The sequence below is a fragment of the Bradyrhizobium sp. USDA 4473 genome (assembly GCF_054063335.1).
Genome location: NZ_JBSSGE010000001.1, coordinates 1 through 14,067, shown reverse-complemented (window position 1 = coordinate 14,067; position 14,067 = coordinate 1). Strand labels below are relative to the sequence as shown.

The following is a 14,067-nucleotide window of genomic DNA, read 5'->3' as shown; positions in this document are numbered from 1 at the left end:
AAAAGGGGAATGTCGATGCATCCGAAATTTGACCGCCGCCACTTTCTGAAGGGGGCAGCGGGAGCTGCGGTTGCTGCGGGCTACACGCAGATCAATCCAGACTTCTTCATCCGGCAAGCCCATGCGCAGGCCGGCAAGACCATGACCTTCCTGTCGGCCGAGAACATCACCGGCAATTGGGATCCGACCGCCCACACGACGCTGTCGCAGAAGAACATCGAAGGCTTCGTGATGGGTTTCCTCACCCGCACGCCGATGAAGCTCGAGAACCCCGGTGAGGTGGTCTACGAGCTCGCCACCGACATCAAGTTGCTCGATCCCAATCGCCTGCAGATCAAGCTGCGGCAGGGCGTGCTCTTCCACGACGGCAAGCCGTTCAAGGCGGAGGACGTCAAGGCCACGTTCGAATACGGCTCAAAGCCCGATCGCCCGGCGCAATGGTACCCCGGCCCGTCCGACACGCTGAAGATCGAGACGCCCGACGACTACACCGTCATCGTCGACACGTCGAAGGGCGGCTATCCGGCGCATCTCTTCATGTTCCTCGCGGCCTTCCTGCCGATCATGTCGGCGAAGGATATCGCGGGCGGCCCGGGCGGCGTGCTGTCGCAGCGGCTCAATGGCACCGGTCCCTTCAAGTTTGTCGAGCAGCGCGGCAACGATACCGTGATGAAGGCCTTCGACGGCTACTTCAAGGGCAAGCCGGCGATCGCGGGCATCAATTTCACCTTCACCGGCGACTCCACGACGCGCATGCTGTCGTTGATGAACGGCCAGGCCTCGATCGTCGAGCGCCTCGAGCCCGAGCAGGTCGATACCGTCAAGGGCAATCCCAACATCCACATCAATCGCGTGGTGTCCGTCGAGAACAAATATCTCTGGTTCCGCTGCTCGAAGCCGCCCTTCAGCGATCCGCGCATCCGGCTTGCCGCCTGTCACGCCATCAATCGCGACCTCATTCTCGAGGTGCTGGGCTCGGCCGGGCATGCGTCGTCCAACTTCGTGTCGCCGGTCAAGTTCGGCTACATCGATCTCGAGAACTATCCGAAGTTCGACCCGAAGAAGAGCCAGGCGTTGCTCGCCGAGGCCGGCTTTCCGAACGGCAAGGGCCTGCCGCCGCTTGAATACATCACCTCCGTGGGCTTCTATCCGAAGACCAAGGAGTATGGCGAGATCATCACCGCGATGCTCAACGAGCAGGGCTTCAATGTCAGCCTGACCGTGCTCGAGCCTGCCGCCTGGAACGAGCGGCTGTACCATCGCCCCGGTGGTGGCCCCGGCCACATGGTCGACTGCGGCTGGTCGACCGGCTCGCCCGAGCCCGACCTGGTGCTCCGTACCCATTTCCATTCCTCCTCGCATCGCATCTGCGGCATCGAGGATCCGGCGATCGATGCCAGCCTCGACAAGGAACGCAGCGCGCCGACGCTCGAGGAGCGCAAGAAGATCCTCCAGACCGAGACGATGCCTTTGCTGGCTTCGAAGATGCCGGCGCTCGCGCTGTTCACGTCGGTGATGATCCACGCGATGCAGAAGGATTTCGAAGGCCTGTACATCTATCCGGACGGATCGATGGATGCCTCCAGGCCCGTCGCCTGATCACGGATGCTCGCCGCGTGCCGCGCTTGGCCGGCACGCGGTTTGCCATGTCTCTTCCGGAGCTTGCGAATGTTCGTCCTGAATTTCCTGCTGCGGCGTCTGGCTCAGGGCGTCCTCATCATATTCCTGGTGTCGCTGTTGATCTTCACGCTGCTGCGAATCGTGCCGGGCGATCCGGTGCGCCTGATGGCGGGCGGCATGGCGCCGGAAGCGCTGATCGAGAAGATTGCGACCGACATGGGTCTGCGCGACCCGATCGTCGTCCAGTTCGGACGCTACATGGGCGGTGTCGTGCGCGGCGATCTCGGCCAATCCTTCGTGCGGCCCGCCAACGGCGCCGCGACGGGCGGGGCGACCTTCAACGACACCACGCGCGGTGAGCGGGCAAAGGTCATGAGCCTGATCCTGGAAGCGCTGCCCATGACGCTGCAGCTCGCCGCCGTGACGCTGGTGATCGCGCTGATCTTCTCAGGTGTCGTCGGAATTGCCGGTGGTCTCGCGATCGGACGATGGCCGGACAAGCTCGCATTCTACATTTCGTCGATCTTCATCTCGCTGCCGAACTTCTGGCTCGGAATCGTCCTCGCCTTGCTGTTCTCGGTCAAGCTCGGGTGGTTGCCGGCGATCGGCTACAAGGGGTTCGCCTATACGATCCTGCCGGCCATCGTGCTCGCCGTCGAACTGTCGCCGGTCCTGATCCGGACCCTCGTCAGCTCGGTGTCGGCGCAGATGACGGAGCCTTATGTGGCGGTGGGGCACGTTCGCGGCCTTGGCCGCGGCCGCATCATCGCAAACCATGCGCTGCGCAACGCCTCGGTGCCGCTGCTCAATCTGCTCGGGATTCAGTTCTCGAGCCTGCTCGGCGGGGTGATCATCGTCGAGTACATCTTCGACTATCCGGGGCTTGGCCTCTTGACCATCAACGCGGTGCTGCAGCGCGACTTTCCGCTGATCCAGGGCATCGCCATCGTCACCAGTGCCATCTTCGTGCTGATCAACATCGTCGTCGATCTCGTCGCCACCACCATGGACCCACGGCTGGAATATTGAGGTTCGAATATTGATGTCAGTCGCAACTGCTGCCGATGCGCCGATCATGCGCAAACCGGCCCCCCGCTCCATCGCCCGACGCATCCTGGACAGAGCGGCATCGACGCCGGGCTTCCGCGTCGGGCTCGGCATTTTCGTCGTGCTTGCGCTGGCGACGGCACTCTATCCGGAATTGAGCAGCCTCGATCCGACCAAGATGGACATCAAGGCCCGTCTGCTGCCGCCGCTGTTTCTCGGCAATAACTGGAGCTGGGCGCATCCGCTCGGCACCGATCAGATCGGCCGCGACATGCTGGTGCGCTCGCTGGTGGGCTTGCGCTACTCGTTCCTGATCGGCGTCGCGTCTGTCATCGTCATGCTGGTGATCGGCTGTGCGCTCGGCACGGTCGCCGGCTATTTCGGTGGCCGAACCGACGCCGTCATCATGCGGCTGACCGACGCCCAGCTCTCGATCCCGATGATCATCCTCGCGATCTCAGTGCTTGGCGTCTCCCGGCCGACCATCCCCGCGATCATCCTGGTCCTCGGGGTGTCCAACTGGCCGGTCTATGCGCGCATCATGCGCAGCATCGTGATGACGGAGCGGCAGCGCGAATATGTCCGTGCCGCGAAGATCGGCGGCTCGACCGATTTTCGCATCATCCTCAGTCTGCTGCTTCCGCTGCTGCTGCCGCCGGTGCTGTTCACCTCCGTGCTCGACGTCGCCCGCATGATGATCTTCGAATCGACGCTCGGCTTTCTCGGGCTCGGCGTGCAGCCGCCGACCCCGACATTCGGCAATATCATCGCGGATGGGCGCAAATACCTGCTGAACGCATGGTGGATCGCCACCATGCCCGGCCTGTTCCTCGGATTGACCCTCACCAGCATCAACCTGATCGGGGCCTCGCTCGAACGCGCGCGCAACACGGTTCATGGAGGGGCGGAAGCATGACGCAGCCGCTGCTCGCACTCAGGAACGTCACGGTGGCCGCCGGCCGCACCGGATCGGCGAAGATCATCCTCGACAGCGTCTCGCTGAGCCTCGCGCCGCGCGAGATCGTCGGCGTCGTCGGCGCCAGCGGATCGGGCAAGACCGTGCTGTCCAAGGCCGTGGTCAACTGGCTCGAGCCGCCGCTGACCAAGCGGTCCGGCGAGGTGCGGTTCGAGGGACAGGACATCTACGCGATGCGCGGCAGCGACATGCGCCTGCTGCGCCAGCGGGTGTCCTATGTCGGCGCCAACCCGATGGGGGCGCTCGATCCGACCCTGCCGGTCGGCGCCCAGATCGTCGAGAAGATGCGCGCGGTCGTGCCCGGGGTGTCGCGGCGAGAGGCCGAAACCCGCGTCGTCGAGCTGCTCGATGCCGTGCGGATTCCATCGGCGCGCAATCGCTTTCACGACTATCCCTCGCAATTCTCCGGCGGCATGATGCAGCGGGCGCTCATCGTGGACGCGCTGGTGACCAATCCCGCGCTGCTGGTGGCCGACAACGTCACGCAGCCGCTCGATGTCACCGTGGCGGCCCAGGTGATCCGGCTGATGAAGGAACTGACGGCGACGTTCAACACCGCCGTGCTGTTCGTATCGTCTTCGCTGCCGGTGGCGCGCGAGGCCTGCTCGCGCATCCTGGTGATGGATGCAGGCCGCATCGTCGAGGAGCAGTCAAGCGAAGACCTGATCGACCGGCCGGTCTATCCCTACACCCGCGAGCTGGTCCGGCAGACGCCGAAAATATGGGGTGAACCGGCGGCAACGCCGCGTCTCGACGCGCAGCGCGAGGTGGTGCTCAGTCTCCGCGACGCTTCGCAGATCTACAAGGTCAGGAAGAAGACCGGCTTCGGCGGGGTCAATCTGGTGCGCGCGGTGCGCAACGTCACTTTCGACATCCGCCGCGGCGACAGCTTCGCCATCGTCGGTGAATCCGGCTGCGGAAAATCGACCCTGATGCGGCTGCTCAGCCGGCTCGAGCTGCCGAGTTCGGGACAGATTCTCTGTGCAGACAAGGATATCGCGACGCTGAAGGGCAGGGCGCTGCTCGAGTTTCGTGGCAAGCTGCAAATGGTGCTGCAGGACCCCTTCGGTTCGTTGCCGCCGCGGACCGGTATCGGAACGATGCTGGAGGACCCGCTGCGGACGCACGGATGGCGCGACAAGGCCAGGATCCGCGAGCGCGTGTTGAAGGTGATGGGAGAGGTGGGGCTGCCGGCCGAGCTCTACGAGGAGCTGCCGCTGGGCTTGAGCGCGGGGCAGCGGCAACGCGTCAATGTTGCCCGTGCACTGGTGCTCGAGCCGGAAATCCTGATCATGGACGAGACGCTGTCGGCGCTCGACCAGTCCGAGCAGTTCAAGCTGCTCGACCTGTTCCAGAAGCTCCAGAAGGAATACGACCTCACCTACATCTTCATCTCGCATGACCTCGCCATGGTGCGGAAGGCCTGCAATCGCGTGGCCGTGATGTATCTCGGCGAGGTCTTCGAACTCGCCGACAATGAGCGTCTGTTCTTCGATCCGGCGCACCCCTATACGAAGGCGCTGCTGAGCGCGATGCCGACACTCGAGCAGCGGCGCTATCGACCGGAGGAATGCCTGCTGGAGGGGGAGCCGCCGAGCCCGCTCGACATTCCCGTCGGCTGCAGCTTCAGGTCGCGCTGCCCGCAGGCCATGAACAAATGCGGCCGCCTTCAGCCCAGCCTGACGGTGCGGGAGCGGCAGGATTTCGCGGCCTGTCATCTGGTGGTGCCGTCGACGGCGTCCGGCAGCTTTGCCGAAGCGGGTGCCGCTGTGCCATGAGATGGGTCGGAAACGAAAACATGCATCGTGAAACGGCCGGCAGTGCCGTGACAACCGGGGAGCGGCCATGAGCTTTACGGAGCATCGCCTGGAGCTGATCCGCGATCTGCTGCGTCAGAAGCAGCGGGTCCACGTCAAGGATCTCGTCGATCAGTTCAAGGTCAGCGAGGAATCGATCCGGCGCGATCTCAGGGAGCTCGAGACCCAGGGCTTTGCCCGGCGCGTCTATGGCGGTGCCGTGCTCGACTGGCAGGAGAGCGATCAGCCGTTTGCCGAGCGTTTGCGCGTCGGCGCGAGGGAAAAGGCGCGGATCGGCGAGGCCGCGGCGGCGCTGGTCAAGGACGGCATGAAGATCTTCGTCGACGAGGGGACCACGGCGCTGGCGTGCCTGAAGCATCTCGAAACCCGCAGGGATCTGACGATCGTGAGCAACTCGCTCGCGGTCGCAGCTCACTTCTACTATTCGTCGACGCCGAGCGTCCGCGTGCTCGGCGGGCGGTTGCGACCGGACTATCAGGCGACCTTCGGGCCGGAGACGGTGGCCGCGATGAAGGAGCACTTCTTCGATCTTGCGATCATCGCGATCAGCGCGGTTCATGCCGAGCGGGGCTTCATGGACTATGGCGAGGACGAGGCGATCATCCGACGCGTGGCGCGCGGGCAGGCCAAGCGTTCGGTCATCGTTGCCGACAACTCCAAATTCGGCCGCCTCGGCTCGATCCACACCTTCGGCCTGCACGACGTCGATGGGGTCATCACGGGCGGTACCCTGACCAAAGCCTTCTCCGAGCAATTCCTCAAATCCAACGTGGAAATCATCTATGCCTGACATCGCCCCAAGCCGCGCTCCCATCAATCCATCGCGTCTCCAGGCGATGATGGACGAATTGTCGACGATCGGCGGCGGGCCGGACGGATCCATGACGCGGCTCGCGCTGTCGAAGGAAGACGGGGCAGCGCGCGACTGGCTCGGCCGCTGGTTCGCCCGCAACGGCTTTGCCGAGGCGGTGGATGCGATCGGCAACCAGTTCGGCAGCCTGTCGATGGCGGGCACCAACGCGCCGGTCGTCATGGTCGGATCGCATATCGACAGCCAGCCCAATGGCGGCCGCTTCGACGGCGCGCTTGGCGTGGTCTCGGCCTGCGAAGCGGTGCTCGCCGTGTCCGAGAGATTGAAGGCGGAGAACAAGCTGCCGATCTGCAATTTCCAGGTGGTGAACTGGACCAACGAGGAAGGCGCACGGTTTCAGCCGAGCCTGCTGGGCAGCAGCGTGTTCGCCGGCGCGACGGAGCTCGAATGGGCGCTCGACCGCAGGGATGGCGACGGCGTGACCGTGCGCCAATCGCTTGCCGAGATCGGCTATGCCGGCAAGGACAAGGTGGCGATTCCCGGCGCGCTGATCGAACTGCACATTGAAGGCGACAAGGCGCTGTTCGAGGCGGGTGAAAGCTTCGGAATCTTCACCCGCTTCTGGGGTGCAACCAAATATCGTCTCGCCTTTCTCGGCCGGCAAGCCCACACCGGCGCCACGCCGATGGCGGAGCGCAAGGACGCGGTGCTCGCCGCCGCCTATCTCATTGCGGATCTGAAGCAGATCGCCGGCGAGCACGGCCTCGATCTGCATACGTCCGTCGGCCGCCTCGAAGTGTTTCCGAATTCGCCCAATACAGTGCCGTCAGAGGCGGTTCTGTTCATCGAATTGCGCTCGGGATCGCCCCAGGTTCTCGCCGAAGCCGAACGCAAGATGAAGCTCCGGATCGAGGCCGCGGCGGACAAGGCCGGCGTCACCTACCAGGTCAGGGCGGTCGACCGCCGCAAGGCCGGCGGATTTGCGCAAGGGCTGATCTCGCTGGCCGAGCGGACGGCGGCCGCACACGGCGAGACGGCGCGCCATCTCGATACGATCGGCGGCCATGATGCCGTGGCGATGTCCGATGTCTGTCACTCGGTGGTGATGGCCGTGCGCTCGCGCGACGGCGTCATCCATCATCCGACCGAGTTCACTGACGCCTCCGACCAGGCGACCGGAACGCAGATCCTGGCGGACATGCTCTACGCGATCGCCAGCGAAGGCCTGCGGGCAATCGACCCGATCGGGACGGCGGCATGAAAGCGCTCGGCGATCCCAACACAGCCCTTGAGCAACGCGCCGAGCGCGCGATCGCAAGCTTGCCGGTCATCGATGCCGCGCGCGCGGCCTATGCTGCGGCCACGTTCCCGGTGGCCTCGCCATCCTACCATGCCGTCGAGTCGACCTCGTTCAACGTCGCCCCCGAGGGCGGCGATGCGACGCTGTTCCTGCGGCTGGCAAACGACGAGGTGGCCGAGCTGGTCGACGACGACGTGGCCTTTGCGGCGGCGCGCCGGCTTTACAGCCTCGATCTGTCGCCGCAGCCGATCGCCTGCGCGCCGGCGGAGAGAGCCGTGCTGTTCGCGCGGCTGGGCGACGGCTGGCGCACGGCGAAGATCGACGATCTGATGCAGCAGGACGCGCTTGTCCGGCTCGTCGAGATGCAGACGTCGATCGCCGCGGGCGAGCCGTTCGGACGGCCCTGGTCGGTTTTCGACGGCATCGATCGGCTGCGGTCGCTGGTCACCGCGGCGGGAGCCGTGCTTCCGGCCGATGCTGAGTGGATGCAGGCGTGGATGACGGCGATCCGCGAAGCGATCGCTGCGACCGGAGTCGAACTGAAGCCCGCGCACGGCGATCCGCATTCCTCCAACGTGATGCTCGGTCCGGATGGAGCGATGATGCTGGTGGATTTCGACATGGCCGGCGATCTCGATCCCTACTACCAGCTTGGTGTCCAGATGAACGAGCTGTTCCAGTTCGAGAGCCAGATGAAGCCGCTGCTGGAGATCCATGATGGGCGCTTCAGCGATCAGGCGTTCGGTCGATGCAGGCTCTATGCCGCGGCGGACGATCTCTATTGGGCGTTGCGCAGCCTGCTGCAGCACGCGCGATCGCCGCTGCGTGGCGTCGAGTTCCTGAAATATGCGGAATGGCGGTTCTTGCGTTGCCGGATGCTGCTCGGACATCCGGCGTTCGAGCAGCGGCTGCGATCGCTCTAGCGGAGGCAAAACAGCAACATGATCGAAGTTGGCATGGGCCGGTCGGATTCGGAGCGGGCGCTCGAGGCCGCGATCGTTCAGGTCGGCGCCTGGAAGGGGCGCCGTTTGTCGTATCAGCCGGTGTCGGGCGGCATCAGCAACACCAATTTCCGCGTCGCGGTCGAGCATGATCCGGTCGGATATTTCGTGAAGATCCCGGGGCGCGGCACCGAGATGTTCATCGATCGGGGCGCGGCGCGGGCCGCCAGCAGACAGGCCGAGGCGATCGATGTCGGTCCCCGCACCTTCGACTTCCTCGACCATCTCGACATCGAGGTCTCCGAGTTTCTCGATGAGCGGCGGCCATCGACCCACCGCGATTTCGTCGATCCGGCGTTTCGCGCCAATGTGGTGCAGATCTATCGCCGCTTCCACGAGGCACCGCCGCTGCCGCTGACCAAGACCGTGTTCGACATGATCGAGGAACATTATGAGCAGGTGAGGCACCTCGGCGGTTACTGGCCCGAGGACCATGCCTGGCTCTACCGCCAGTATCAGCAGGCGCGCGCGGCGCTCGAGGCGGCCGGGCTCGACCTCGTTCCCTGCTTCAACGATCCCATGCCGGGAAACTTCCTGGTCGGCGCGGACGGGTCGGTCAAGCTGATCGACTTCGAATATGCGTCCAACAACGAGCGGCTCTACGACCTCGCGATCTGGAGCAGCGAGCATTTCTTCTCCGAAGACGTCGAGAAGGAGATCATCGAGGCGTATTTCGGCCGCTACGACAAGCGCTGGCATGCGCGCTTCGTCGTCCACAAGGCGCTCGCCGATATCAAATGGAGCACCTGGGCGATGGTGCAGAACCGGATCTCGACGCTGGATTTCGATTTCTACAAATACGGCATCTGGAAGCACATGCGCGCGCGCTCCATCATCCACGATCCGCGATGGCCGCTGTTCCTGAAGGCGTTGTAATGGCCCAGCACGCCGTCACGGCAGACGATGCCGACGTCTATCTCTCATTCGCTGCCGAGCTCGCGGATTCGGTCAGGCCCATCGTGCTGTCCTATTTCCGCACGCCGCTGGACGTTGCCGCCAAGTCCGATGCCAGCCCGGTGACGATTGCCGATCGGGCCGTCGAGCTGCGGCTCCGGGAAAGGATCCAGGCGCGCTTTCCGGAGCATGGCATCATCGGCGAGGAGATCGGAGCCAAGCCGGGCGGCGCGTTCACCTGGATCGTCGATCCGATCGACGGCACCAAGAGCTTCATCAGCGGCTTCCCGTTGTTCGGCACGCTGATCGCCCTGACCTATCGGCAGCAACCGTTCTGCGGCCTGATCGACGTTCCCTTTACCGGCGAACGGTGGACGGCAAAGCCCGGCTTGACGCGGTTCGGCGGTGGATTGGCACGGACCAGCGCGTGCGCGAGCGTCGCGGATGCGCGTTTCTACACTACGTCACCCGATATGTTCGTCAAAGGCGAAGCGGAGGCGTTCGAGCGGTTGTCGCGCGCTGCGCGGATGCGCCGTTTCGGCGGCGATTGCTACACCTATGGCCTGCTCGCGTCGGGACATTGCGACATCGTTCTCGAAACCGGGCTTCAGCCCTATGACTACATGGCGTTGGTACCGATCGTGCAGGGCGCCGGCGGCTGCATCACCGATTGGGAGGGATGCCCGCTCTCGATTCATTCGCAAGGGCGCGTCCTGGCGACGGCAACGCAGCGGCTTCATGCTGAAGCGCTCGCTTTGATCCAGCGGTAGCTATCATGTCCTACAAGACGACCATCGAAGGAACGGTCTACGACTTTGCCGACCTCAGGGACCTGCTGGCCAAGGCGACGCCGGAGCGGTCGGGCGATCAGCTCGCCGGCATCGCCGCGGACGGTCCGGTCGAGCGGCTTGCGGCGCAGATGGCGCTCGCCGATCTGCCGCTCAAGGCCTTCCTGGCCGAGGAGCTGATTCCAGCCGAGATCGACGATGTCTCGCGCCTGATCATGGATCGCCACGATCCGGCGGCCTTCGCGGTGGTCTCGTCGCTGACGGTCGGCGAATTCCGCGAATGGCTGCTCAAGCCGGAGACCGGCCAGCGGCAGTTCGAGGCGGTGGCGGGTGGCCTGACGCCCGAAATGGTCGCTGCGGTCTCGAAGATCATGCGGTTGCAGGATCTGATCTCGGTGGCGTCGAAGCGGGAAGTGGTGACGACATTCCGTTCGACGATCGGGCTCAGCGGACGGCTCTCGACGCGCAATCAGCCAAATCATCCGACCGATGATTCCTATGGCATTGCGGCTTCGGCGATCGATGGGCTGTTGATGGGATCGGGCGACGCGGTGATCGGGGTCAATCCGGCGACCGATACGGTGGACGACTATATCCGGATCGTCTCCCTGCTCGACGAACTGCGCAGCCGCCTGTCGATCCCGACGCAAACCTGTTGTCTGGGGCATGTGACGACGGCTTTGAAAGCCGTCGCGGCGAACGCACCGGTCGATCTCGTGTTCCAGTCGATCGCCGGCTCGCAGAAGGCCAATGAAGGGTTCGGCGTCAGCCTCGCTCTGTTGAAGGAGGCCCATGAGGCGGTGCGCGGGCTGGGGCGTGGCGCGACCGGCGCCAATCTGATGTATTTCGAGACCGGGCAGGGCGCAGCCCTGTCGGCCGAGGCGAATTTCGGCGTCGATCAGCAGACCATGGAAGCCCGCGCCTACGCGGTCGCGCGCGAGTTCAGCCCGCTGCTCGTCAACACCGTGGTCGGGTTCATCGGGCCGGAATATCTGTTCAACGGCAAGCAGATCATTCGCGCGGGGCTCGAGGATCATTTCTGCGGCAAGCTGCTCGGCCTGCCGATGGGCGTCGACGTCTGCTACACCAACCACGCGGACGCCGACCAGGAGGACATGGACGCGCTGCTGACGTTGCTCTGCGCGGCCAATGTCAATTTCGTCATCACGGTGCCCGGCGCTGACGATGTGATGCTGAACTACCAGTCGCTCGCGCATCACGATGCCGTCTATTGCCGTGAAACGCTGAAGCGGCCGCCGGCGCCGGAGTTCGAACGCTGGCTCGTCGAGATCGGGCTGACCGATCGGGCCGGCCGCCTGCTGGAGACGCCGCCGCGGCTCGCGGACTACATGGCGAACGCGCGATTGCCCGGTGCCTGACATGACCGACGACCACGAACCGCCGGTTCCGGTATCATTCGACTTGCGCCAGATGACCGACGCGCGGGTGCTGCTCGGCCGGTTCGGCGCGGGGTTGCCGACGCGGGCGGCGCAATCCTTCCTGCTCGATCATGCGCGTGCGCGGCAGGCGGTCTGGTCCGAGGTCGATTGGACTGCCCTGCGGGGCGCGTTGGACGAAGTGAAGCTCGGCGTCGTCGAGGTCGAAAGCCAGGCCGTCGACCGTGCCAGCTATGTCCGCCGTCCCGATATGGGCCGGAAGCTCTCGGCCGATTCCGCGAAGCGCCTTGCCGGCATCGCATCGGATGGTGCGATCGTGATCGTGGTGGCGGACGGATTGTCCGCCAGTGCCATCGAGGTCAACGCCGTGCCGCTGGTGCGGACGATCGTCGAGCACCTCACGGCACGTCGGCTCGCCCTCGCGCCGCTTGTGCTGGCATCGCAGGCGCGGGTGGCGCTCGGCGATCCCATCGCGGAAGCGCTTGGCGCGCAGATCTGCATTACGGTGATCGGTGAACGTCCCGGCCTCTCCGCGGCCGACAGCGCCGGGATCTACGTCACCTGCTGGCCGAAGCCCGGTACGCCGGATTCGCGGCGCAATTGCATCTCCAACATCCGTGACGGCGGGCTCGCAATCGACGACGCGGCGAACGCTGTCGCGTCACTGGTGGCGGATATGCTCAAGACCGGCATCAGCGGAGTTGGATTGAAGGCTGCCCTGGAGGCGCACGGCCGAGCAGCAGTCGCGGATGGCACAAGGCAGCCAAAATCCTGACCGTACCTGTCGGGTTGTTCAGGCCCAGGCGGTGACGATCGGTGAAGCAAGATCGCATCGCCGATCGCCGTCCTATCGAGCCATTGCGCGCGGCTACTTCAACATCGCCGCGACGTTGTCCTTTGTCACGATGTCGAGACCGGTGTGGATGATCTGCGGCACCTTCTGCCCCTTCTTGATGGCGAGCAGCGTATCCATCGCCTTCTCGCCCATCTCGAACGGACGCTGGCCGATCAGCGCATTGGCGTAACCCTCATTCAGCAATTCGAGCTGCATCCGGAGGGTGTCGGCGACGACAAGCGTGAACTTGCCGGCGTCGATGTCCTTCTTGCTTTTGCTGGCGAAGGCCTTGAAGCCTTCCGGAGCGAACATCGGCCAGCCGCCGACCGGGATGATCGCCGCAAGGTCGGGGGTCGCGGTGCGCAGATCGGTCATCTGCTGGACGCCGAGCGCGGGGTCATCGTTGCAGAAGGTCGGCGAGCCACCGACTTCGGCCCATTTTGAGCCCTTGAGGGCTTCCCGGACGCCGTCGACCCGTTCGGCCAGGTTCTCCGCACCTGGCCCGCCGGAGATCATCGCGTACTTGCCGCCATCGGGCCGCAGCTTCAGCAATTGCTTGCCGAGCGCGATGCCGAACTCCTTGTTGTCGGTGCCGATATAGCTGATCCGCTTCGAGCCAGGTGCGTCCGAGTCGAACGTGATGACGGGAATGCCGGCTGCCGTTGCCGCCTCGATCGACTTGGTCATCGCCGCGACATCGGCGACCGAGATGGCGAGACCGTCCACCTTCTGGGTGATGAAGTCCTGGATGATCTGCGCTTGCGTCGCAGGCTCATGCTCGACCGGCCCCTTGTAGATGCATTCGATGTTGCCGAGCTCCTTGGCGCGCTTCTGACATCCATCGCGCGCGAAATCGAAGAACGGATTGTTCATCGCCTTGGGCACGATCACGAATTTGTAGCTCTGGGCAAAGCCGGGCGTCGCCATCATGGCGAAGACCGCGGCGGCAAGAAGTGCCTTCCTCATTGCGTCCCTCCACATTGTTTTTGTGCCCGTCCGTTGCAATCAGCGGCTCCCGGAGGCGGACAGGCGGACATTCGCGATCCTCCGGGACGAGCTCTTTCAGGCCATGCGCGAGCGCAGGCGGTCGACCAGCACCGCGGCGATGATGATCACGCCCACCAAGGTCTGCTGCCAATAGGAGTTGACCTGCGCGAGCACGAGGCCGTTGCGGATCACCTCGAGCAGCACGCAGCCGACGATGGCGCCGAGCGGGCCGCCGGCACCGCCGGCGAGATTGGCGCCGCCGATCACCGCGGCGGCAATGACGTTGAGCTCGTAGGACGTCGCCATGTTCGCCGGCGCCGATCCCAGCCAGCCGCAGATGATGATGCCCTGCAAACCCGCGGCAAGCGCGCAGATCACATAGATCTCGATCTTGACGCGCACCACCGGAATGCCGGTGAGCGCGGCCGCCTTCTCATTGCCGCCGACGGCAAAGACGTGGCGGCCGAAACCGGTGTGGTGCAGCACGACCGCCATCGCGACCGCGAGCACCACGAGATAGATGAACGGCGCCGGCATGCCGAACACGACACCCGATGTCAGCGTGTAGAAATAGCTGGCTTCGGGACCGCTCGG

General features: G+C 64.6%; 13 protein-coding genes. 11 read left to right on the top strand and 2 right to left on the bottom strand.

Translation table 11 applies throughout. The annotated features are described in order from the left end of the window. Nucleotides 1-15 precede the first annotated feature (15 nt). The 11 genes from ACVW17_RS00065 to eutC all read left to right on the top strand — a co-directional run bounded on the left by ACVW17_RS00065 (nt 16) and on the right by eutC (nt 12,426). A complete protein-coding gene (locus ACVW17_RS00065) occupies nt 16-1,599 on the top strand; it encodes an ABC transporter substrate-binding protein (RefSeq protein ID WP_456796649.1) in 1,584 nt (527 codons plus the stop codon). Nucleotides 1,600-1,668: 69 nt separating this feature from the next. Then, nucleotides 1,669-2,649, top strand: coding sequence for an ABC transporter permease (locus ACVW17_RS00060; RefSeq protein ID WP_456796648.1), 981 nt, complete (start codon nt 1,669-1,671; stop codon nt 2,647-2,649). Nucleotides 2,650-2,662: 13 nt separating this feature from the next. Further along, entirely contained in the window at nt 2,663-3,583 is a 921-nt protein-coding gene (locus ACVW17_RS00055; RefSeq protein WP_456796647.1) for an ABC transporter permease, read from the top strand. Then, a complete protein-coding gene (locus ACVW17_RS00050) occupies nt 3,580-5,421 on the top strand; it encodes an ABC transporter ATP-binding protein (protein ID WP_456796646.1) in 1,842 nt (613 codons plus the stop codon). Before ACVW17_RS00055 ends, ACVW17_RS00050 begins: the two co-directional genes overlap by 4 nt. A gap of 67 nt (nt 5,422-5,488) precedes the next feature. Continuing rightward, complete coding sequence (locus tag ACVW17_RS00045; RefSeq protein ID WP_456796645.1) at nt 5,489-6,250, top strand: DeoR/GlpR family DNA-binding transcription regulator; 762 nt, start codon at nt 5,489-5,491, stop codon at nt 6,248-6,250. Beyond that, complete coding sequence (locus tag ACVW17_RS00040) at nt 6,243-7,532, top strand: allantoate amidohydrolase (RefSeq protein WP_456796644.1); 1,290 nt, start codon at nt 6,243-6,245, stop codon at nt 7,530-7,532. The genes ACVW17_RS00045 and ACVW17_RS00040 overlap by 8 nt, the downstream gene beginning before the upstream one ends. Then, a complete protein-coding gene (locus tag ACVW17_RS00035; protein WP_456796643.1) occupies nt 7,529-8,494 on the top strand; it encodes a phosphotransferase in 966 nt (321 codons plus the stop codon). Before ACVW17_RS00040 ends, ACVW17_RS00035 begins: the two co-directional genes overlap by 4 nt. Nucleotides 8,495-8,512: 18 nt before the next feature. Continuing rightward, complete coding sequence (locus ACVW17_RS00030) at nt 8,513-9,448, top strand: phosphotransferase (RefSeq protein WP_456796642.1); 936 nt, start codon at nt 8,513-8,515, stop codon at nt 9,446-9,448. Next, nucleotides 9,448-10,236, top strand: coding sequence for a histidinol-phosphatase (gene hisN / locus ACVW17_RS00025; RefSeq protein WP_456796641.1), 789 nt, complete (start codon nt 9,448-9,450; stop codon nt 10,234-10,236). Before ACVW17_RS00030 ends, hisN begins: the two co-directional genes overlap by 1 nt. 5 nt (nt 10,237-10,241) lie before the next feature. After that, complete coding sequence (locus ACVW17_RS00020) at nt 10,242-11,633, top strand: ethanolamine ammonia-lyase subunit EutB (protein ID WP_456796640.1); 1,392 nt, start codon at nt 10,242-10,244, stop codon at nt 11,631-11,633. A 1-nt stretch (nt 11,634) separates the two neighbouring features. Beyond that, entirely contained in the window at nt 11,635-12,426 is a 792-nt protein-coding gene (eutC, locus tag ACVW17_RS00015) for an ethanolamine ammonia-lyase subunit EutC (protein ID WP_456796639.1), read from the top strand. Nucleotides 12,427-12,519: 93 nt separating this feature from the next. On the opposite strand, the gene ACVW17_RS00010 is transcribed toward eutC, so the two are convergent. Continuing rightward, entirely contained in the window at nt 12,520-13,452 is a 933-nt protein-coding gene (locus tag ACVW17_RS00010; RefSeq protein WP_456796638.1) for a sugar-binding protein, read from the bottom strand. Nucleotides 13,453-13,548: 96 nt separating this feature from the next. After that, nucleotides 13,549-14,067 (bottom strand): ABC transporter permease (locus ACVW17_RS00005; protein WP_456796637.1); only part of this gene is annotated, 519 nt, incomplete at its 5' end.

Excerpts from the sequence above, each read along its gene's own strand:
- ACVW17_RS00040 (WP_456796644.1), top strand. The coding sequence starts at position 6,243 with ATGCCTGACATCGCCCCAAGCCGCGCTCCCATCAATCCATCGCGTCTC.
- hisN (WP_456796641.1), top strand. The coding sequence starts at position 9,448 with ATGGCCCAGCACGCCGTCACGGCAGACGATGCCGACGTCTATCTCTCA.
- ACVW17_RS00055 (WP_456796647.1), top strand. The coding sequence starts at position 2,663 with ATGTCAGTCGCAACTGCTGCCGATGCGCCGATCATGCGCAAACCGGCC.
- ACVW17_RS00065 (WP_456796649.1), top strand. The coding sequence starts at position 16 with ATGCATCCGAAATTTGACCGCCGCCACTTTCTGAAGGGGGCAGCGGGA.
- ACVW17_RS00020 (WP_456796640.1), top strand. The coding sequence starts at position 10,242 with ATGTCCTACAAGACGACCATCGAAGGAACGGTCTACGACTTTGCCGAC.
- ACVW17_RS00060 (WP_456796648.1), top strand. The coding sequence starts at position 1,669 with ATGTTCGTCCTGAATTTCCTGCTGCGGCGTCTGGCTCAGGGCGTCCTC.
- eutC (WP_456796639.1), top strand. The coding sequence starts at position 11,635 with ATGACCGACGACCACGAACCGCCGGTTCCGGTATCATTCGACTTGCGC.
- ACVW17_RS00035 (WP_456796643.1), top strand. The coding sequence starts at position 7,529 with ATGAAAGCGCTCGGCGATCCCAACACAGCCCTTGAGCAACGCGCCGAG.
- ACVW17_RS00050 (WP_456796646.1), top strand. The coding sequence starts at position 3,580 with ATGACGCAGCCGCTGCTCGCACTCAGGAACGTCACGGTGGCCGCCGGC.
- ACVW17_RS00030 (WP_456796642.1), top strand. The coding sequence starts at position 8,513 with ATGATCGAAGTTGGCATGGGCCGGTCGGATTCGGAGCGGGCGCTCGAG.
- ACVW17_RS00045 (WP_456796645.1), top strand. The coding sequence starts at position 5,489 with ATGAGCTTTACGGAGCATCGCCTGGAGCTGATCCGCGATCTGCTGCGT.
- ACVW17_RS00010 (WP_456796638.1), bottom strand. The coding sequence starts at position 13,452 with ATGAGGAAGGCACTTCTTGCCGCCGCGGTCTTCGCCATGATGGCGACG.